This window comes from Sphingomonas sp. Leaf5 (assembly GCF_001421155.1).
Classification (GTDB): domain Bacteria; phylum Pseudomonadota; class Alphaproteobacteria; order Sphingomonadales; family Sphingomonadaceae; genus Sphingomonas.
Genome location: NZ_LMJZ01000001.1, coordinates 342904 through 363172 on the forward strand (window position 1 = coordinate 342904; position 20269 = coordinate 363172).

Annotated in this window: 22 protein-coding genes; 5 read left to right on the forward strand and 17 right to left on the reverse strand. The window is 66.4% G+C overall.

The features are described from left to right. Positions 1-26: 26 nt before the first annotated feature. The 11 genes from ychF to ASE50_RS01640 all read right to left on the reverse strand — a co-directional run bounded on the left by ychF (position 27) and on the right by ASE50_RS01640 (position 8220). Positions 27-1127 (reverse strand): redox-regulated ATPase YchF, encoded by a 1101-nt coding sequence (ychF, locus tag ASE50_RS01590; RefSeq protein WP_056394716.1) that lies wholly within the window; start codon positions 1125-1127, stop codon positions 27-29. 65 nt (positions 1128-1192) lie between these two features. Beyond that, a complete protein-coding gene (locus ASE50_RS01595; protein ID WP_056394718.1) occupies positions 1193-1774 on the reverse strand; it encodes a TIGR02466 family protein in 582 nt (193 codons plus the stop codon). A gap of 38 nt (positions 1775-1812) precedes the next feature. Further along, positions 1813-2694, reverse strand: a complete 882-nt coding sequence (locus ASE50_RS01600) for an alpha/beta hydrolase family esterase (RefSeq protein ID WP_056394720.1) — start codon at positions 2692-2694, stop codon at positions 1813-1815. Between the two features lie 285 nt (positions 2695-2979). Further along, positions 2980-3849: an AraC family transcriptional regulator gene (locus ASE50_RS01605; RefSeq protein WP_056394722.1), complete on the reverse strand. Its 870-nt coding sequence runs from the start codon at positions 3847-3849 to the stop codon at positions 2980-2982. 327 nt (positions 3850-4176) lie between these two features. After that, positions 4177-4743, reverse strand: a complete 567-nt coding sequence (gene pth, locus ASE50_RS01610) for an aminoacyl-tRNA hydrolase (protein ID WP_056394725.1) — start codon at positions 4741-4743, stop codon at positions 4177-4179. A gap of 329 nt (positions 4744-5072) precedes the next feature. Further along, positions 5073-5756 (reverse strand): 50S ribosomal protein L25/general stress protein Ctc, encoded by a 684-nt coding sequence (locus ASE50_RS01615; protein WP_056395606.1) that lies wholly within the window; start codon positions 5754-5756, stop codon positions 5073-5075. Positions 5757-6086: 330 nt separating this feature from the next. Continuing rightward, positions 6087-6944: a TraB/GumN family protein gene (locus tag ASE50_RS01620; RefSeq protein ID WP_056394729.1), complete on the reverse strand. Its 858-nt coding sequence runs from the start codon at positions 6942-6944 to the stop codon at positions 6087-6089. Then, positions 6941-7378, reverse strand: coding sequence for a hypothetical protein (locus tag ASE50_RS18920; protein ID WP_162235998.1), 438 nt, complete (start codon positions 7376-7378; stop codon positions 6941-6943). Before ASE50_RS18920 ends, ASE50_RS01620 begins: the two co-directional genes overlap by 4 nt. Continuing rightward, positions 7371-7571, reverse strand: a complete 201-nt coding sequence (locus tag ASE50_RS01630) for a helix-turn-helix transcriptional regulator (RefSeq protein ID WP_056394732.1) — start codon at positions 7569-7571, stop codon at positions 7371-7373. Before ASE50_RS01630 ends, ASE50_RS18920 begins: the two co-directional genes overlap by 8 nt. Further along, entirely contained in the window at positions 7568-7987 is a 420-nt protein-coding gene (locus tag ASE50_RS01635; protein WP_056394735.1) for a hypothetical protein, read from the reverse strand. The genes ASE50_RS01630 and ASE50_RS01635 overlap by 4 nt, the downstream gene beginning before the upstream one ends. 41 nt (positions 7988-8028) lie before the next feature. Beyond that, positions 8029-8220, reverse strand: a complete 192-nt coding sequence (locus ASE50_RS01640; RefSeq protein ID WP_056394737.1) for a hypothetical protein — start codon at positions 8218-8220, stop codon at positions 8029-8031. Between the two features lie 184 nt (positions 8221-8404). Here ASE50_RS01640 and ASE50_RS01645 point away from each other — a divergent pair, with 184 nt between their 5' ends. The 4 genes from ASE50_RS01645 (at position 8405) to ASE50_RS01660 (ending at position 14597) form a co-directional block, all read left to right on the forward strand. Beyond that, positions 8405-9298, forward strand: coding sequence for a glycine--tRNA ligase subunit alpha (locus tag ASE50_RS01645; protein WP_235512090.1), 894 nt, complete (start codon positions 8405-8407; stop codon positions 9296-9298). After that, on the forward strand, positions 9295-11631 hold the full coding sequence (gene glyS / locus ASE50_RS01650; RefSeq protein WP_056394739.1) for a glycine--tRNA ligase subunit beta: 2337 nt from the start codon (positions 9295-9297) through the stop codon (positions 11629-11631). Before ASE50_RS01645 ends, glyS begins: the two co-directional genes overlap by 4 nt. 102 nt (positions 11632-11733) lie before the next feature. Continuing rightward, a complete protein-coding gene (gene ppdK, locus ASE50_RS01655) occupies positions 11734-14394 on the forward strand; it encodes a pyruvate, phosphate dikinase (protein WP_056394741.1) in 2661 nt (886 codons plus the stop codon). Further along, positions 14391-14597, forward strand: coding sequence for a hypothetical protein (locus ASE50_RS01660; protein ID WP_056394742.1), 207 nt, complete (start codon positions 14391-14393; stop codon positions 14595-14597). The genes ppdK and ASE50_RS01660 overlap by 4 nt, the downstream gene beginning before the upstream one ends. A gap of 40 nt (positions 14598-14637) precedes the next feature. Here the strand turns inward: ASE50_RS01660 and ASE50_RS01665 are convergent, their stop codons facing one another. After that, positions 14638-15246: an NAD(P)-dependent oxidoreductase gene (locus ASE50_RS01665; protein ID WP_056394744.1), complete on the reverse strand. Its 609-nt coding sequence runs from the start codon at positions 15244-15246 to the stop codon at positions 14638-14640. Positions 15247-15299: 53 nt separating this feature from the next. Between ASE50_RS01665 and ASE50_RS01670 the strand changes: the two genes are divergently transcribed. Further along, the gene (locus ASE50_RS01670; RefSeq protein ID WP_056395612.1) at positions 15300-15719 is read left to right on the forward strand and encodes a winged helix-turn-helix transcriptional regulator; all 420 of its coding nucleotides are present in this window, start codon (positions 15300-15302) and stop codon (positions 15717-15719) included. Positions 15720-15723: 4 nt separating this feature from the next. On the opposite strand, the gene ASE50_RS01675 is transcribed toward ASE50_RS01670, so the two are convergent. The 5 genes from ASE50_RS01675 to ASE50_RS01695 all read right to left on the reverse strand — a co-directional run bounded on the left by ASE50_RS01675 (position 15724) and on the right by ASE50_RS01695 (position 20260). Further along, a complete protein-coding gene (locus ASE50_RS01675) occupies positions 15724-16269 on the reverse strand; it encodes a hypothetical protein (RefSeq protein WP_056394746.1) in 546 nt (181 codons plus the stop codon). Between the two features lie 75 nt (positions 16270-16344). After that, positions 16345-17337 (reverse strand): type II secretion system F family protein, encoded by a 993-nt coding sequence (locus ASE50_RS01680; RefSeq protein ID WP_200909439.1) that lies wholly within the window; start codon positions 17335-17337, stop codon positions 16345-16347. A gap of 4 nt (positions 17338-17341) precedes the next feature. Then, positions 17342-18319, reverse strand: a complete 978-nt coding sequence (locus ASE50_RS01685; protein WP_056394748.1) for a type II secretion system F family protein — start codon at positions 18317-18319, stop codon at positions 17342-17344. 16 nt (positions 18320-18335) lie between these two features. Further along, the gene (locus ASE50_RS01690) at positions 18336-19613 is read right to left on the reverse strand and encodes an AAA family ATPase (protein WP_056394751.1); all 1278 of its coding nucleotides are present in this window, start codon (positions 19611-19613) and stop codon (positions 18336-18338) included. Next, positions 19610-20260: a CpaD family pilus assembly protein gene (locus ASE50_RS01695; protein WP_056394752.1), complete on the reverse strand. Its 651-nt coding sequence runs from the start codon at positions 20258-20260 to the stop codon at positions 19610-19612. The genes ASE50_RS01690 and ASE50_RS01695 overlap by 4 nt, the downstream gene beginning before the upstream one ends. Positions 20261-20269 lie beyond the last annotated feature (9 nt).

Here is a 20269-nt window from a genome sequence, read left to right on the forward strand (position 1 = left end):
GCCGGTGACGGGAATGTGTCGGGCGATCAGACGTTGAAGCGGAACAGCATCACGTCGCCGTCCTGCACGACATATTCCTTGCCTTCGGAACGCAGCTTGCCCGCATCGCGTGCGCCGCTTTCGCCCTTGCACGCGACATAGTCGTCGAAGGCGATGGTTTCGGCGCGGATGAAGCCGCGTTCGAAATCGCTGTGGATCTCGCCGGCCGCCTGCGGTGCCTTCGCCCCGACCGATACGGTCCATGCGCGGGCTTCCTTGGGCCCGACCGTGAAGAAGGTCAGCAGGTGAAGCAGCGAATAGCCGGCGCGGATCACGCGGGCGAGGCCGGTTTCGGCCAGACCCAGATCGGACAGGAATTCGGCGCGGTCGGCCGGTTCCATGGTCGCGATGTCGGCCTCGATCGCGGCGGAGACGACGACGGCTTCGGCACCCTCCGCCTTGGCCTTGGCAAAGACCTTGGCCGACAGCTCGTTGCCCTCGGCCGCGTCCTCTTCGTTGACGTTGCAGACATAGAGGACCGGCTTGGCGGTCAGCAGCTGCGCCTGCGCGAACAGCCGTTCCTCTTCCTCGTCCTTGATCTCGGTCAGGCGCGCGGGCTTGCCGTCGCGCAACAGGTCGAGCGCGCGGCCGAGCACGACGACGCCGATCTTCGCTTCCTTGTCGCCCTGCTGCGCCTTCTTGGCGAGGTTCGGCACACGCTTTTCGAGCGATTCGAGGTCGGAGAGCATCAGCTCGGTCTCGACGGTATCGGCGTCGGCGATCGGGTCGACCCGGTCGTCGACATGCTGGATGTCGTCATTCTCGAAGCAGCGCAGCACATGCACGATCGCATCGACTTCGCGGATGTTGCCGAGGAACTGGTTGCCGAGCCCCTCGCCCTTCGACGCGCCGCGGACGAGGCCGGCGATGTCGACGAACGCCAGCTGCGTTTCGACCTTCTTGGCCGAACCGGCGATGTCCGACAGCGCGTCCAGCCGCGGATCGGGGACGGCGACGTTACCGACGTTCGGTTCGATCGTGCAGAAGGGGTAGTTGGCCGCCTGCGCCGCCTGAGTCTGCGTCAGGGCATTGAAGAGGGTGGACTTGCCGACATTCGGCAGCCCGACGATACCGCAGCGAAAACCCACTTGGCGCAATCCCGGTGATGATGGAAAGCCCGCCCCTTAGCGGCTGGCGGCGGTCTTTGCAAAAGCTACCAGCGATAGTTGAAGCTGACGCTGATCCGCTCGCCCTTGCCGGCGTGCGGCATGACCTCGTGCCGCAGCCAGCTTTCCCACAACAGCAGCGTGCCGGGCCGGGGGGCGACGGTTTCGAACGTGCCGGGGCGGGTGGGGGCGGCCATCAACTGCGCCAGTCTCGGGTCCTCGAAGCGGATGCCGCCGGCCCCTTCGGGAACCGCGACATAGACGGTGCCCGACACGACGCTGTGCGGGTGGAGATGGCCCGAATGGCCGCCGCCGGGTTTCAGCAGGTTCACCCACAGGCTGTCGAGTTTCAGCTTGCGCCCCCCCAGTTCCATGCCGCACGCGGCGGCGAACTTCGCGACATGGCGGTCGAGGATGCGCTTGAGATCGGCGAACACCGGATCGCGCAGCGGCAGGTCGTTGAGCGAGGCGTAGGAGGTATAGCCGTGATAGCCATGCTCCTTCGACCAGCGTCGCCCGGCCATATCCTCCTCGGCCAGCGTGCGCACCGACGCGTCGAGATCGGCGACCAGCGCGTCGTTGAAGGTCGCTTCGTAGAGATGGGTCGGGAACAGGGTTCGGACGGTCATCGGTGCGGCTTGGCGGATTCGCATTGCCTTGGGAAGGGTCAGCGGCGGTGCTGCGACAGGAACGTCCAGAGCGCGTCGTTGTCGACGACCCAGCTATGCCCGCCGCCGACGGTGATCCGCCCGACCACGTCCGCGCCGCCGCGGCAGGCGGTGTAGCGTTCCTCATAGACCTTCGGCGCGACCCAGCGGGTGACGGGGGCGGCGGTGCAGCGGTTGAGCGCGGCCCAGCGCTGTTCGGCGGCGTGCATGGTGTAGGACCAGTATTTCGCACCGCCGCCCTCGATCGGGTTGGTGGTATCGGCGTCGCCGGCGAAGGCGATGACCGGAACCGGTCGGCTCGGTCGACAGGTGTCGGGATCGGGGCGGGTCGGATCGCTGGCGAGCGGATTGCCGGCGCGCAGGCCGACGACCGGGGCGATGGCGGCGAAGCGGTCGGCCGCGACGCAGCCGAGCCACGACGTCATCCGCCCGCCGCCCGACAGGCCGGTGGCATAGACGCGGGTGGGGTCGACGCAGCCGGCCTTCGCCAATCGGTCGATCAGCGCGCCGAGAAAGGCGACGTCGTCGGGCGCGTCGGGACCGGGGATCGTCCCGGCGACGGTGGGCACGCCGGGGATGTTCCAGACGAACCCCTTGTCATGCGCGATGCCGGCGTCGGGGGCGGCGACGACGAAGCCGTGCTGGTCCGCGGTGGCGGCGAGGTTCGAGTCGCGCAGCATCGCCGCACCGGTGCTGCCGCTGCCGTGGAGCAGGATGACCAGCGGGGCGGGGGTGGTGGGGCTCGGCGGCAGGTGGACCAGTACCGATCGGTCGCCGACGGTGACCCGCGACTCGCCGGACAGGGTGCAGCGCGGGGCGGCATGGACGGTGCCGGCGGACAGGGCGAGGAGGAAAGCGAGCATTCGGAAGAGCTTGGCCATGGACGCTTTCCTATCGACGCGGACCGGTTTGGCGCAAGACCGGGTCAAAGGTCACGAAAGTCACACTCGTGCGCGTTTCGCGGTCGGGTTGCGTTGGAGGTGGTCGTGGTTGGCGGGCATGGGATCGGTTCAGCGAGGATGGCTTGTCCCGGCGATGTAGGAAAGCGGTTTTGCGATGACGCTGCTCACTCGTCGCCGTACTCCGGCGGAGGCCGGGACGGAGAAGAAGCGGGACCCCGGGTCAAGCCCGGGGTGACAGGGTTGGGAGCGCGCGCCCAACCCCCTTTAGCGCAGCGGCAGGAACAGGTCGGTGATTGCCTCGCCTTCGGGCACGTCGGGGAAGAAGCTGACCCGCTGACAGAACAACGGAACGTCGCGCAGTTCCTTGCCGCTGTCGGGCAGCCATTCGCGGTAGAGGTGCAGCGCGGCGGCCTCCAGATCGTCGCTGCGGCCGGTCACGCGCAGCACGGCGCAGCGGCCGGCGGGGATCCGTCCGGGGGTTACGCCGTCGTTTGCCGGGAACCGGCGATCGGTGCCGACGCACAGGTCGATGCGGACCGGCCCCGCCATCGGGTCTATGGGGTCGCTGTGGAAGATGTTGAAGGTCGGGCTGTCGGCGGGCGACAGGCGGTTGGCGCGACGCCATTCGATGAAGCGGCGGATTGTGTCGCCGATCGCGGCCATGTCGCCGTCGTGCGGCATGACCGCGACCGGCGTGTCGGGGAAGTCGCGGATGGTGACGGGGTCGAAATGCTGCATCGTTCGGTTCCTCACATCATCGAGCGGCAGGAGTGCCGCGCGCCACGGCGCCCAATCGGGCGCGGAACGGAAATCGGACGGCGACTGGCCGAAGCGCGTGCGAAAGGCGCGGGCAAAGGCGTCGGGTGCGTCATAGCCGGCATCCAGCGCGATCTCGGTGATCCGATCGGTATCGCGATAGGCGAGTTGGTACGACGCGCGTTTCAGCCGGGCGAGCTGGACATAGCGATGCACCGACAGGCCGAAGCACGCGGTGAATTGCCGGTGGAAATGATATTTGGAGAAGGCGGCGACCGCGCTGATTGTCGCGAGGTCGAGATCGTCGTCCAGATGCCGGTCGATATGGTCGAGCGCGCGGCGCATGCGGTCGTGATAGGTGCGTTGCGCCGGCGTCATGTCCGTTCCTTGTGTGGCACGGCGATATAGGCGTGGGAAGGGGCGGGGCGCTCGACCGATCTTGCGGTTTGAGGGGACTCTTTCGTCATCCCGGAACTGATCGGGACCTCTGCGAAGCTCCTTTGACCGTACCCCGGCGAAGGCCGGGGCCCAGTTGGGGGACGTTCGTACCTTACGGACAAACCTTCCCAACTGGACCCCGGCCTTCGCCGGGGTACGGCTCGGTTTGGTTTAGCGCGCGACTTTCGCAGAGGTCCCGATCAAGTCCGGGGTGACGATGCCGTTGTTGTAGGGGGCGACGACTACCCTCACCGTTCGCAGCCCTTCTCACCCCATCCGCCGTGCGATCTCGTTCATGAAGCGCACGTCGTCGCCTGCCGCGAGCCACGGGGTCTCGGCGGCGATCGCGCCGAGCAGGTCGGTCAGGTCGTCGAGTTCGGCCTTGGCAAAATTGCCGAGCACATAGGGGCTTACCCGGTCCTTGTGCCCCGGATGTCCGATGCCGAGGCGGATGCGGCGGAAGTCGGGGCCGATATGCGCGTCGGTCGAGCGCAACCCATTATGGCCGGCATGGCCGCCGCCGGTCTTCACCTTCAGCTTGAACGGGGCGAGGTCGAGTTCGTCGTGGAAGACGGTGACGTCGGCGGGCGTCAGCTTGTAGAAGCGCATCGCTTCGCCGACCGAACGGCCGCTTTCGTTCATATAGGTGCCGGGCTTGAGCAGCAGGATTTTCTGCGTGCCGATCCGCCCTTCCTGTACCCAGCCCTGGAACGCCCGTTTCGGGGCGGCGAAGCCATGGACCTCGGCGATGGCGTCCACCGCCATGAAGCCGATATTGTGGCGGTGCATCGCATATTGCGGGCCGGGATTGCCGAGGCCGGTCCAGAGCTGCATCGAGGGGTCCTTCGGAGTGGCTGGCGGGTGGCTGTAGCGGGTGTGGGGGCGTTGGTCACGGGTGGGAGCGCTTGGTTCCGGCGGAAGAAGAAGCGGGACCCCGGATCGGGTCCGGGGTGACGGTTGGGGGGGCGAGGATCGTCCTCCACGACGTCCGTCATCCCGGCGGAGGCCGGGATCCATGGACATGGCCCCGTTACCGCTCCATCGCCAGCATCCGACACAATGGATCCCGGCCTGCGCCGGGATGACGTGGTGCTCCGAAACGCAAAGGAGCGGGACGACCTCGGCCATCCCGCTCCTTCGTAGCGCCGGAAAGGCGGGGCGGATCAGCCCTCGGCCTTGTCCTCGCCTTCGGCTTCTTCGGCCTCGGCTTCGGCAGCGGCTTCGGCCGACTGCGCTTCGGCGACTTCGGCGTCGAGCGCCTCGTCCTCGGCGGTCAGCGTGGTCGGCTGGGTGATGGTCGCGACGGTGACGGTGTCGTCACCGGCGGTCGCTTCGGCGCCGTTCGGCAGCGTCACGTCCGACAGATGGATCGTATCGCCGACTTCGCGGCCGGTCAGGTCGACGACGATCTCGGTCGGGATGTTCGACGCTTCGACGGTCAGTTCGATCTCGTGCGCCACGACGTTCAGAACGCCGCCGTCTCGCTTGATGCCGGGTGCGTCGTCTTCGTTGACGAAGGTCACCGGCACGGAGACGGTCACGCTCGCATTCTTCGAAATGCGCAGGAAATCGACATGGATCGGCTGGTCGCTGACGACGTCGAACGCGACGTCCTTGGCCAGCGTGCGCACCTTCGTACCACCGACATCGACCATGATGACCGAGTTCATGAAGTGGCCGGTCATGAGCTGCTTCATCAGTTCACGGGCGTTCAGGTGAATCCCCTGCGGGTCCTGCTTGTTGCCATAGATCACGGCGGGGACGCGGCCATCGCGACGCAGGGCACGGGAGGCTCCCTTGCCTGCCCGATCGCGCGTCTCGGCCGACAGGTGCAGCGTATCGCTCATCATGTCTTCCTTGAATGCTTGGTTTATCTGTCTTGCGCGGCCGGACCTCCAGGGATGACCCCGGCACGAACAAGCGCGGGCGCATAGGGGAGTTCGCGGGGAAAGGCAAGGTTGGGGGGGGCTATCCCCCGTTCGCTTGCTTCACGCCGTCCATCTGCTTCCCGCCTTCACCTCTTCTCCCACCCCCGTTTGTTTCGAGCGGAGGTTCGGGCTTGTCGAGAACCGTAGTCGAGAAGGGGTTGCCCAAAGCGGATCGTTCTCGACGGACGCTTCTCGACTTCGCTCGAAGCTGCTCGAACCGAACGGGATAAGCGGGGGCAGGGGGCAGGGCTACTGCACCCGCCTTACCTCCACGCCCATCGCCCGCAACCGTGCCTGCACGCTGCCCGGCCCGGTCAGATGCCCCGCGCCGACGGCGACGAATCGCTTACCGCCCTGCCGCATCCACCCGGCGATCGTCCGCGCCCATGCCGCATTGCGCCGGTCGAGCAGTGCAGCGCGGACCGCTGGACCCGCTTCGTCCATGTCGCTCGCCAGCAGGCGGCCGAGCGTGGCGACATCGCCCTTGCCCCAGGTCGCGACGATGCGGTCCATCGCCGGCACCGGATCGGGATCGTCGAGCACGCGCGCGAGCATCGTGCGCTGTGCCGGCCGGGGCAGGGCGGCGAAGATGCCGAGCTGGCCGTCCAGCGTTTCGAGCGGTTCGATCGTCGTGCCGCTGCGATCGGCGAGCCGTGCCAGCAGCGTTTCGGGGGCAGGGGCAGGGCTGTAGCCGGCGCGGGCGAGCGGCTGGGCGGCAAGCGTGGTGGCGGCGAACCACGGGTCGGTCGCGTCGAACGCCTGCGCCGGAAAGCCGAGGTCGTGCGCGCGCTTGCGCAGCCGCCGGTCGAGTTCGGGCGGCAGCGGCGCGGGGCGGACCGGCGCGACCTTCACCAGCGCCCGCGCCATCGAGTCGGGGGTGGTCGGCGCGATTTCGAGGGTCAGCACGTCGCTGTCGGCAACGGCCCGCGCTACCGGACCGGTCAGCCACGGCGTGCCGGCGCGCAGCAGATGCACCGTGCCGAACAGCCAGATCGTCGTATCGCCATCGTGCGCGACCCACAGCGCCGGGGCGAGCGCCGTCGGCGCCGCGATCGGGCTGGCGAGCGTCAGCCAGCCGAGCAGCGCTGCGACGACCCGCGCGATCATCCGCGCAGTCGCTGGACGATGCGCGTTCCGATCAGCGTTGCGGTGGCAAGGCTCCAGCCGAGCATGGCCGGATTGTCGAGCGCCAGCGGTGCGGCCGCGAGGGACAGGATCGGCAGGGTGGACAAGGCGACCACGCCGGCCAGCGCCAGAGCGATGTTGATCTGCCCGCGTTCCACTTCGTCGGCGGCGCGCCACAGGCGATACTGGACGGCGATAGCGACCATGACGGCCAGCGCCATACCGATATAGCCGATATGCGGGCGTCGGTCTGGCCCCGGCCCGACAACCCCGCGGCCGGTATAGCCGTCGACGATACCAAGTACGAAGGCGGCGACGATCGGTGCTGCGATCGCTGCGACGATCACCAGCGCAACCCATTTCCAACGCCGCCGCCGACGTTGCCGTTCGCGTGCGGCCCCCCAATTCTCAATCATCGACGTCATCCTCGAAAATCTGTTCGATCGGCAGCGCGAATAACCGGCTCATGCGAAAGGCGAGCGGGAGCGACGGATCGTGCTTGCCGGTCTCGATCGCGTTCACCGCTTGCCGCGACACGTCGAGCCGCCCGGCCAGTTCGGCCTGACTCCAGTCCCGTTCGGCCCGCAGGATCTTGAGCCGATTCTTCACCGCGCGACACGCGGCCGGGCAAAGGCGACCAGCCCGGCCAGAAAGGCGATGATCCACACGTACATCACGCCGAACTGGTAGCCGAGAAAGAAGATCGGTGGAACGCATAGACCGAGCAACAGACCGCTGACCGCAAACCCGTCGATCAGGCGACGGCGCTCGAATTCGTCGCTGGTGCGATAGAGATGTGCGACGCCGATCAGGCCCGCGACCACCACGATAGTCCAGTAGGTAACGGGTATCCACAGTGGGAAACGGCCGGCGGGCATCGCTCCACCGTTCTTGTAGTAATAGCGCGCAGCGACACTGAGCAGGAACGGAGAAGCCATGAGGAAGGTCGCGATACCCGCGATCCATAGACCGCGCACGCGCTGACGGACGGCGGCGCGACGTTCGCCCCATTGTGGATCGGACATGGAGAATTGCCTTGTGGAAGAGGAACGGGAAGCAGGTCGCTTCAGCGCCATGTCAACGAGATGGCGGCATCGCCCAGGCGGGCGGCGAAGGCGATGCCCTGTGTCGTGTCGACGGCAATCGGCAGGGTGACCACATCGGGCAGATCGACCTTCACCCCCTGAAACACGACCAGTACGAACAGGCCGATGGCGAACAGGCTGTGGCGGCGCGGTTCGGGTTTCGGAGCGGCCATGTTGCGTATCCCTTGTCAGCATCGAACGACAATATGTCGTGTTTACCTGACTATATATCGAGTGATTCGGACTTTGTGTCAATACAACCTTACATAATATCGTCTCTACCTTACATGGCGTCTGCTTGACCGGCGCGCGACGATCCGGCTAGGCGCACAGGCTCTTGCATCAATAGGCGAAACCATGTCCGCCCCGCTCAGCTTCCAGAAAATGATCCTGACGCTCCATGACTATTGGAGCGATCGGGGCTGCGTCATCCTGCAACCCTATGACATGCGGATGGGGGCGGGGACGTTCCACCCGGCGACCACGCTGCGCGCGCTGGGGCCGGAGCCGTGGAATGCGGCGTTCGTCCAGCCTTCGCGCCGGCCGACCGACGGGCGCTATGGCGAGAACCCGAACCGGTTGCAGCATTATTACCAGTATCAGGTGATCCTGAAGCCCTCGCCGCCCGATCTGCAGGAACTGTATCTGGGGTCGCTGGCCGCGATCGGGATCGACTTTACCCAGCATGACATCCGCTTCGTCGAGGATGACTGGGAATCGCCGACGCTGGGCGCGTGGGGCCTTGGCTGGGAAGTGTGGTGCGACGGGATGGAAGTCACCCAGTTCACCTATTTCCAGCAGATGGGCGGGTTCGATTGCAAGCCGGTCGCGGGCGAGCTGACCTATGGGCTGGAGCGGCTGGCCATGTATATCCAGGACAAGGACAGCGTGTACGACCTGGCGTTCAACGACGCGGGCGTGACCTATGGCGACGTGTTTCTCGAAAACGAGAAGCAGATGTCGAAATGGAATTTCGAGGTCGCCGATACCGACGGGCTGTTCGACCTGTTCAAAAAGGCGGCGGCCGAGTGCGAGAATGCGCTGGCCAACGACGTGCCGATCGCGGCCTATGAACAGGCGATCGAGGCGAGCCATTTGTTCAACCTGCTGAATGCGCGCGGGGTGATCTCGGTCGCGGAGCGGCAGGCCTATATCGGGCGGGTGCGCGATCTGGCGAAGGCATCGTGCGCGAAATTTATCGAGACGCAGACGCCGACATGGCAGGCGAAGTTTCCGGGGTGGGTGGCATGACCGATTTCCTGCTCGAGCTGCGGTCGGAAGAGATTCCGGCACGGATGCAGGCCAAGGCCCGCGAGGATTTGTCCAGGCTGTTCGTCGGTGAACTGGCGAAGGCCGGCATCGCGGCGGGTCGGATCACGACCTATGCGACGCCGCGGCGGCTGGTGCTGATCGCGCACGACCTGCCCGAGCGGACCGAGCCGGTGCGCGAGGAAGTGAAGGGGCCGCGCGCGTCGGCCCCGCCACAGGCGCTGGAAGGGTTTCTGCGCAAGACCGGGCTGACGCGCGAGGCGCTGACCGAGCGGGACGGCGTGTTCTTCGCGGTGACCGAAGTACCGGGGCGCGAGACGGCGCAGGTGCTGGCGGTGGCGATCCCGGCGATCGTGCGCGCGTTTCCGTGGCCCAAATCGATGCGCTGGGGCGCGGTGTCGCTCAGCCCGGAGTCCCCACGCTGGGTGCGGCCGTTGCAGGGCATCGTCGCGCTGTTCGGCAGCGAGGTCATGCCGTGCGAGGTCGCGGGCGTGACCAGCGGCGCGGTGACGCTCGGCCATCGCTTCCATCACCCCGGTGCGATCACGATCGGTTCGGCGGCGGACTATGTCGAGAAGCTGCGCGCGTGCCATGTGATCGTCGATCAGGACGAACGCGCCGCGATCATCGCGGTCGGGGCCAAGATGGCGGCGCAGGGGGCCGGCCTGAAGCTGGTCGAGGACGAAGGGCTGCTGGCGGAGAATGCCGGCCTTACCGAATGGCCGGTGCCGTTGATCGGGCGTTTCGACGAAGCGTTCCTGGCCGTGCCGCCGGAGGTGATCCAGCTGACCGCGCGGGTGAACCAGAAATATTTCGTGTGCCGCGATGCGCAAGGCAAGTTGGCGAACGCGTTCGTCTGTACCGCGAATATCGACGCGGTGGACGGCGGCGAGCGGATCGTTGCGGGCAATGCCAAGGTGCTGGCGGCGCGGCTGTCGGATGCGAAATTCTTTTACGAGACCGATCTGAAGACGCGGCTGGAGGACCAGTTGCCGAAGCTCGACAAGATCGTGTTTCATGAGAAGCTGGGCACGGTTGCCGACAAGGTTGAGCGGGTGGCGAAACTCGCGCGGTGGCTGGTCGAGAGTGGTGTCGTAAAGCCCTCTCCCCTTCAGGGGAGAGGGTTGGGAGAGGGGGCTTCTTCTTCCTCTGATGCTGCGTTCGCGGACAGTCCCCTCTCCCCAGCCCTCTCCCCTGAAGGGGAGAGGGAGCGGTTGGCCGACATGGCCGAGCGCGCCGCAAGGCTCGCCAAGGCCGATCTGGTCACCGGGATGGTCGGCGAGTTCCCCGAATTGCAGGGGTTGATGGGCGGCTATTACGCCGCGGCGCAGGGCGAACCGGCCGAAGTCGCCGAGGCGGTGCGCGATCATTACAAGCCGGTCGGGCAGGGCGACGACGTCCCGACCGCGCCGGTGACGGTCGCGGTGGCGTTGGCGGACAAGCTGGATACGCTTGTCGAGTTTTTTGAAATTGGGTTACTACCCACCGGCTCGAAGGATCCTTTTGCCCTACGACGAGCAGCGTTAGGTGTACTCGCGGTGGCGCAGCGATCGAAACTGCGACTGCAAATATTCGACATACTTCATCAAAGGTTTAATATTGAACGTGCCACGCTATGGGCAGCGGCTTTACAAGAACAAGGCGGTGGTCTGCACGGAAGCGGATCGATTGGTATGGCAACTTCCGAAGGAATCGATCGAGCTTTTCGAAACGTCAAGCTGTTGGACTTCTTCGCCGACCGCCTGAAGGTCCAGCAACGCGAAGCGGGCGTCCGCCACGACCTGATCGACGCGGTCTTCGCCCTAGGCGGCGAAGACGACCTCGTCCGCCTGCTCGCCCGCGTCCACGCGCTGCAATCCTTCGTGACGACCGAAGACGGCGCGAACCTGCTCGCCGGGTACAAGCGCGCGGCGAATATCCTGAAGAAGGAAGCGCCGGGCGCGAGCAAGCATATCCCGGAAACCGGCGAGGAAGACCCGCTGGCGATGGTCGAGGACCCCGATTTCGCGCCGGTCGTCGCCGAACTGGCGCGGAGCGAGCGGGCGGCGCGCGACTATGATCGTGCGCCGGCCGAGGCGGCGCTGATCGCTGCGCTCGATGCGGCCGAGCCGCGCGCCGCAGCCGCGATCGAGGCGGAGGATTTCGGTGCGGCCATGGCGGCGCTGGCATCGCTGCGCGCGCCGATCGATGCGTTCTTTACCGATGTGACGGTCAACGATGCCGACCCGCACAAGCGCACCGCGCGCCTGTCGTTGCTGGCACGGGTGCGCGATGCGGTACACCGGGTTGCCGATTTCTCGAAAATTGAGGGCTGACCTGCCGGTTTAACCCGTTTAACGGGGAATTCCGGGCACAGCCCGATCGAATCAGATACCCCGCCGCGGGACTACCCGCGCGGAGAGCATGGGGAACGAGCAATGACGCACTATGTCTATCGCTTCGGCGGCGGGGTTTCGGACGGGGGATCGGGCGACAAGGTGTTGCTGGGCGGCAAGGGCGCGAACCTTGCCGAAATGGCGTCGATCGGCCTGCCGGTGCCGCCGGGCTTCACCATCGCGACGACGATGTGCACGCGCTATTATGAGGAAGGCGAGACCTTTCCGGAAAGCGTGCAGGACGAAGTGAAGACCGGCATCGCGCATATCGAGGGGATCACGGGCAAGAAGTTCGGCGATGCCGCCGATCCGTTGCTGGTGTCGGTCCGCTCGGGCGCGCGGATTTCGATGCCGGGGATGATGGACACGGTGCTGAACCTCGGCCTGAACGACCAGACGGTCGAGGGGCTGGCGAGCGTGTCGGACGACGCGCGCTTTGCATGGGACAGCTATCGCCGTTTCATCCAGATGTATTCGGACGTCGTGCTCGAACTCGACCATGGCCGGTTCGAGGAAGCGCTGGAAATCGCGAAGGAAGATCGCGGCTATTATCTCGACACCGATCTGACCGCCGACGACTGGCGCGCGCTGGTCGCGCAGTACAAGGATATCGTCGTCGAGCTGTGGGGCAAGCCGTTCCCGCAGGACGTGCACGACCAGCTGTGGGGCGCGATCGGCGCGGTGTTCGGGTCGTGGCAGGCGGACCGAGCCAAGGTGTATCGCCGGTTGAACGACATTCCGGGCGACTGGGGCACGGCGGTCAACGTGCAGGCGATGGTGTTCGGCAATATGGGCGACACTTCGGCGACCGGCGTGGCGTTCACCCGCGATCCCTCGACCGGCCAGAACGCCTATTACGGCGAATTCCTCATCAACGCGCAGGGCGAGGACGTCGTCGCGGGCATCCGCACGCCGCAATATCTGACAAAGGCAGCGCGCGAGACGGCGAACGCCAAGCCGCTGTCGATGGAAGAGGCGATGCCCGACGCCTATGCCGAACTGGCGGCGGTGTTCGATCAGCTGGAGCGGCATTACCGCGACATGCAGGACATCGAATTCACGGTGCAGCAGGGCAAGCTGTGGATGCTCCAGACTCGGTCGGGCAAGCGCACCGCGAAGGCCGCGCTGAAGATCGCGGTCGACATGGCCGAGGAAGGGCTGATTTCGCGCGAGGAAGCGATCGCGCGCGTCGATCCACAGGCGCTCGACCAACTGCTCCACCCGACGCTCGACCCCGATGCCACGCGCGACGTGCTGACCAAGGGGCTGCCGGCATCGCCGGGGGCGGCGAGCGGCTTTGCAGTGTTCGACAGCGATACGGCGGAGCGGCGCTCGAACGCCGGCGACGCGGTGATCCTGATCCGCACCGAAACCTCGCCGGAAGACATTCACGGGATGCACGCGGCGCGCGGCATCCTGACCGCGCGCGGCGGCATGACCAGCCATGCCGCCGTCGTGGCGCGCGGCATGGGCCGGCCGTGCGTGTCGGGTGCGGGCAGCATCTCGATCGATGCCAAGGCGGGCGTGATGAAGGTCGCCGGCCGGGAGATTCGCGAGGGCGATATCGTCACCATCGACGGCGCGACCGGCGAAGTAATGGCGGGTGCCGTCGCGACGGTGCAGCCCGAACTGGCCGGCGATTTTGGCACGCTGATGGAATGGGCCGACGGCGTCCGCCGCCTGAAGGTGCGGACCAATGCCGAAACCCCGCTCGATTGCCGCACCGCGCGCGATTTCGGCGCGGAGGGGATCGGACTGTGCCGGACCGAGCATATGTTCTTCGAACAGTCGCGGATCACCGCCGTGCGGCAGATGATCCTTGCCGAGGACGAAGCCGGGCGGCGCGTGGCGCTGGAGCGGTTGCTGCCCGAACAGCGCAGCGATTTCGTCGAGATTTTCGAGGTCATGGTCGGGCTGCCCTGTACCATCCGCTTGCTCGACCCGCCGCTCCATGAATTCCTGCCGCATGCCGAGGCCGAGTTCGCCGAAGTCGCGCAGGCGGCGGGGATCGAGGTCGAGCAGCTGAAGCGCCGTGCCGCCGAGCTGCACGAATTCAACCCGATGCTGGGTCATCGCGGCTGCCGGCTGGGCGTTACATACCCTGAAATCTACGAGATGCAGGCGCGTGCGATCTTCGAAGCGGCGGTGATCGTCGCCGAGAAGTCGGGCGAGGCACCGATCCCCGAGGTCATGATCCCGCTGGTCGGCACCAAGCGCGAGCTGGAACTGATGAAGATCGTCGTCGACAAGGCGGCGCAGGCGGTGTTCGCCGACAAGGGGCGGACGATCGAATATCTGGTCGGCACGATGATCGAACTGCCGCGTGCCGCGCTGAAGGCCGGTGAGATCGCCGAGGCGGGCGAGTTCTTCTCGTTCGGAACCAACGATCTGACCCAGACGACGCTGGGCGTCAGCCGCGACGATGCCAGCCGGTTCCTGGGGGCCTATGTCGAGAAGGGCATTTACGCGCGCGATCCGTTCGTCTCGATCGACGTCGAAGGCGTCGGCGAACTGATCGAACTGGCGGCCGAACGCGGGCGCAAGACCCGGCCCGACATTAAGCTCGGCATCTGTGGCGAACATGGCGGCGATCCGGCGTCGATCGCGTTTTGCGAGACGGTCGGGCTCGATTACGTATCGGCCAGCCCCTATCGCGTGCCGATCGCCCGCTTGGCGGCGGCGCAGGCGGCGTTGAACAAGTGAGCGGCGCACGGACGAACGATGCGGCGCGGGTAACCAAGGACGGGTTCGATCGCATCGGCCCGTTCCACCCGGCGTTCGTCTGGGGCGCGGTGATCGTGTTCGACCTGATCGTCGTGCTGGCCATCCTGCTGGCGGTCACCAAGATCGGTGACAAGGTCGAGGACGTGGTGTTCCCCGGCGGGCCCGAATGGGTGACGTTCTGATGATGCCCCGCCCCGGTCGCAACCGGGGCGGGCGGCGGTTTCAATAGGCGGCGGTGAAGCGGGCGCGGGGGTGGCGATGGGCCTCCAGCTCGTCGACCATCGCGATCGCGAAGTCGGCGAAGCTGATCCGGCTGACCCCGGCATCGTCGGTGACCAGCGTATCGGTGCCGAGCCGGAACTTCCCGGTGCGCTCGCCCGGTTCGATCAGCGCGGCGGGCGAGAAGAACGTCCAGTCCACGTCCTGTACCGGGCGCAGCGCGTCGAGAAAGGCGATGCCGCCCATCGCGAAGTCGCGCCATTCGGCGGGAAAGTCGGGCGAATCGATCAGCCGTACGCCCGGCGCGATCTCCAGGCTGGCGGCACCCCCGGTGACCAGCAGCCGTCCGACCCCCGCCTTGCGCAACGCCGCGAGCAGCGTGTCGGCGGTGACGTCGAAATGCAGCGCGCTGATGACCGCGTCGGCCCCGGCGATCCGTTCGGCCAATTCACTGGCGTCATGAGCATCGCCGGCGATCCGGGTAACTCCGGGCAGGTCGGGGATGGCATCGGGCTTGCGCGCGATGGCGCGGACGTGGTGCCCGCGGTTGGCGAGCTCGCGCGTAATCTCCGAACCGGCATTGCCGCTTGCGCCCAGTACCACAACATCCATCGTGCATCTCCATTGGTATCCAATGGGTACCACGTGCTATACGGATACCCATGATGCAAGAAGGTACTTTTTCGATACCCGGTACCCTGCCGGAAACCGCGTGGCGCAAGGGCGACGTGTTCGACGCCGATTGCCCGACCCGGCTGTTGCTCGACCGGATCGGCGACAAATGGAGCGTGTTGGTGCTGTTGCTACTGAGCGAACGACCCGGCCGGTTCAACGAACTGAAGCGACGGATCGCCGGGGTGTCGCAAAAGATGCTGAGCCAGACGCTGCGGATGCTCGAGCGGGACGGGCTGGTGACGCGAAGTGTCGTCGCGACCAAGCCCGTCAGCGTGACCTATGCGATCACGCCGATGGGCGGCGAACTGATCGATGCGTTACGCACGCTGATAAGGTGGTCGGAACAGCGGATCGGCGCGGTGCTTGCTGCCCAGCGCGCCTTCGACGCGCGGGACCCTTGCACCGCCTAACCGATCAACCCCAGCGGCTGCCATGGTCGTCGTCGCGGCCTTCGCGGAGCATCGCGGCCTGTTCGCGCCAGCGTTCATGGTCGATCGTGCCGGGGCGCAGGCGCAGATCATCCTCCAGCGCGCGTTCGTCGGCCTCGCTCAACCCCTCGATCGAGCGGTAGGTCTTGATGCCACGTGCGTTCAGCACCGACTCCAGATCGGGATCGATGCCGCGGACGCGCGAGAGATTGTCGCGGCCCCAGCCGAAAAAGCCGCTGCCATGGCTGGTGCTTGCGGCACCGGCGGTCGCGGCGGCGGTGGTGGTGGCGGTCGTCGCGGTGGTGCGCTCCTTCTGGAGCCGGTCTCGCTCGACCTCGACCTCGTGCAGTCGGGCTTCGCGGGTCTTCAGGTCGGTGGCGACTTCGGTGCGATACGCCTTGTGGGCGGCTTCCTCGTCGCGGAACCGCTGTTTCCACTTCTTGCCGCCAGAGGACGAGGCGAGGCCGAAGAACCAGCCGGCAAGAAGAACGAGCGCGAGAACCGCGAATTGGGTCGGCGTCTGGAACAGCATGTGCGGGCCCCTTCGGTGAGTACGGAGCGACAACGGTCGGGCGGGGGCGGCGTTCCGCGCCCGACCGGCCGCGCGCTACTTGCTGAACGCGTCGCTGATGCTGCAGGCCGCCGGGCCGAGGATGACGACGAAGAGGGTGGGGAGGATGAACAGGATCAGCGGCACCGTCATGATCGCGGGAAGACGGGCCGCCTTTTCTTCGGCGCGCATCATACGTTCGTTGCGGAACTCCGCCGACAGGACGCGCAGCGCGCTGGCCAGCGGGGTGCCGTATTTCTCGGTCTGGATCATAGTCGTGACCACCCCCTTCACCGCGTCGAGGTTGATGCGCAGCGCAAGGTTTTCGAACGCCTGCCGCCGTTCGGTCAGGAAACCCAGTTCGATCGCGGTGAGCGAGAATTCCTCGCCCAGTTCGGGATAGGCCCGGCCGAGTTCGCGCGCGACGCGGGTAAAGGCGGCATCGACGGTCAGCCCCGCCTCGGCACAGATCACCAGCAGGTCGAGCGCATCGGGCAGCCCCTTGCGGATCGCGTCGGTCCGTTTGCTGATCCGGTTCTTGAGATAAATGTCGGGGCCCTTGTACGCGAGGATCAGCGTACCCGCGACGAGGCCATAGGCCTTGAACGGCGACCAGTCGGCAAAGCTGTCGGTGCCATAGACGATATAGATCGTCGGCAGACCGAACAGGATCGGCAGCATCAGCCGGCCGAAAATGACCGCGACCGCCCAGTCCTTCGACCGGATACCGGCCTGCATCAGTTTCAGCTGCGCGGCCTTCAGCTGCGAATCCTGCAGCATCTTCATCGAACCGAGCAGTTCGCGGATGCGGTCAGCCGCCTCGTTCTTCTGCACCAGCTTGGCGCGGCGCTTGCTGGTAGAGGCGGTGATGCCGGCCTTCAGCTGTTCGCGGCGGTCGTTCAGCGCCTTCACCCGGCGCGCCATCGGATCGCGGACCGACGTCGCGACATAGATGGCGACCAGCATCGACAAGGCGGCGATGCCCGACAGCATCGTCGCGACATTGCCCATGTCGAAACCCAGGATGGTCGGGGCGGAGGCGGTCAGCATCGCATCAAATCTCGAAATTGATCATCTTGGACATGATGAACGCCCCGATCGCCATCCACAGCACGCCGCCCGCGCCGATGATCATCAGTCGCTGATCGACGAAGAAGCTCTGCATATATTTGCCGTTGATGGTCCAGATCAGCGCGAAGACGATGAACGGCAACGATCCGATGATATAGGCCGACGCCTTGGATTCGGACGACATCGCCTTGATCTTCAGCTTCATCTGCGACCGCTTGCGCAGCACGTCAGCCAGATTGGCGAGCGTTTCGGCAAGGTTGCCGCCGGTTTCGCGCTGGATGGCGATGGTGATGATGAAGAACTGGAATTCGGGCGTGCCGAGCCGGTCGCCACTTTCCTGCAACGCAGCGTCGAGCGAACGGCCGATCTTCATCCGGTCGCTCACCAACCGGAATTCCTCGCCCACCGGACCGTCGACTTCCTGGCCGACGACGGTCATGGTCTCGGTGATCGGCAGGCCCGAGCGCAGGCCGCGGACCAGCAATTCGATCGCGTCGGGAAACTTTGCGGTGAAGCGGACGATGCGCCGTTTGATGAAATAGCTGACGACCATGTGCGGCAGGCCGAGCCCGACCGAGATCGCCATGAACAGCGCCAACAGCGCCGGCATCCCCTTGAACAACAGATACGCGAACAGGACGGCGATCACGCCCAGCGTCGCCTGCCCATATTGGGCGAGGGTCCAGTTGTGGCCGGTGCGTTGCAGTCTGAGTTGCAGTTGTTCGACATTGGGGAGGAGGCGGGCGGCGGCGCGGTCGCCGCGCGTCGCGCCCCGGTTGCCGATGCGGCGCATCTGCGCCTCCATCGCGGTCGCGCTGGCGGACGACGCATGGCGTTCGCGGACCGCCAGCAGCCGGCGACTGCGGGCACGTTCGCCCGATGGCCCCGAAAAGGCGACGGCGAGCAGCGTCAGCGTCAGCAGCGCGCCGGCACCCAGCAGCAGGATCGGGAGGATCGCCATGACCGTGCCCGCGCTCCTACTTCTTCGCCTTGACCGGCAGGCGCGCGCGCAGCTTCGCGAGTTTGCCGACCAGCGACGTGCCCCCCTTGGCCGGTTCGGCCGCCGCGTCGTCCTCGACCTCGGTCAGGCGACACAGATGCCGCGCGAGATCGACCAGCGGCGCGATGGCGCGGTTGCCCCTGGCCGCTTCGGCCAGCGGCTTGCCGAGCTTGGCCGCCTGTGCCGCCAGCTTGCCGTCGAACGCCATCGTGAAGTCGAGCTTGCGTTCGATCGACCCTTCGAAATCCTTGCGGCTGATTTCCTGTGCGGCCAGCGGCTGGACGCGGTTGGCGAGCAGCAGCACCTTGACGTGCGGTGCGTTGGAGCGGAACCACGACAGCAGTCGAATGGTATCGCGCGCCGCCGCCAGCGTCATTTCGGTGACGATGACCGCGGTCTGCACCTCTTCGATCAGATGCGGGTGGTTGACCAGCATGCCGCGCGGCAGGTCGACGATCGTGCATTCGAACGCGTTCCGCATCTCCTCCTGCAACTGGTAGAAGGCGCTGCCGTCGGTGTCGATCGGGGCGTTGATCGGCGCTTCGGCCGACAGCACCGACAGCCGTTCGCCCGCCCGCACCATCGCGCGTTCGATGAACAGTCCGTCGATACGGCTGGGATTTTCGATCGCGTCGGTCAGGCCGCGACCGGGTTCGAGATCGAGTGCCAGCGCACCGGTGCCGAAATGCACGTCGAGGTCGAGCAGCGCGGTCGTACGCTTTTCCTGCTCGCCCATCAGCCATGCGAGCGAGGTCGCGACGGTCGATGCGCCCGCGCCGCCGCGCGTACCGATGATCGCGGTGGCGCTGTGCGGACGCTCGGTCGACGCCTCGGCGGTCTTCGGCGCGTTCAGCAGGGCATGGGCCTGTACGATCGAATCGCGGACCATGTCGGGGTTGAGCGGCTTCAGCAGATAGTCGTGAATGCCGCTGGCCACGAGATCGCGGTACAGGCGGACGTCGTTGACCTGCCCGGTGGCGATCACGATCGTGCCGGGTTCGCAGACTTCGGCGAGACCGTTGATGTCGTTGAGCGGATCGCCCGATTCGGACAGATCGACCAGCAGCACGTGCGGGCTGGCTGAGACCGCCAGCGTCTGCACCGCATTGCGCAGGCCGCCCTTCAGCACCTTTTCGGTCGGCCAGCCATGTTCGGTGGCGACGCTGCGCAGCGTGTCACCGGAAAATTCGTCGCAGACAAAGGCGATGAAGGGTTCGCGGGTGGCGGATTTGCCGAGTGAGAAGGGCGCGTTCACTGCTTGCTGCTCCCGCTCGATCCACTGGCGCTGCCGGCGCTGTTGGTGACCTGTCCGCCATTGCCGCTGGGTGCCGCGCGCCGCAGCGCGCCGACCGCCTTGCTGTTCACCATCGTGTCGGTGGTGCCCGGAGCCGATCGACCGAGGACCAGATCGCCGGGACGTGCGACCATCGCGGCAAGGTTCGAATTGGTCGCGCAACCGAAATCGGACGAGGTTTGCGCCTCGAAATTGGGCTGATAGGTGCGCGACGTGTCGGGACAGCCCGGCACCGACGCGGTCATGCGCGATACGACGACGCGGACGGTGCCCGGTGCGATCGCGCCCGGCGTCGGCGGAACGGCGTCGGCGAGCAGCAGCCCGACGCGCGCCGCCTCTGCCGCGACATCGGCCTGCACGCCGGGTTCGTCACCGGCACCGTCGATGCCGATCTCGTCGCCATAGCGCAGGCGCATCGTTTCCAGCCAGCCGGCGAGGCGGGCGCGTTCGCCCGGAGCCAGACCGCCGGGACCGGCAGCGACGTCGAACGCATAGGCGGCGCGCGAGACGACCGGCTGGTGAACCGATTCGACCCCGCGATTGACGGTGCCGGAACAGCCGCCGACGGCAAGCGCGGAACCAAGCGCGAGGATGCGGAGGAGGGTCATCGAAGCGTG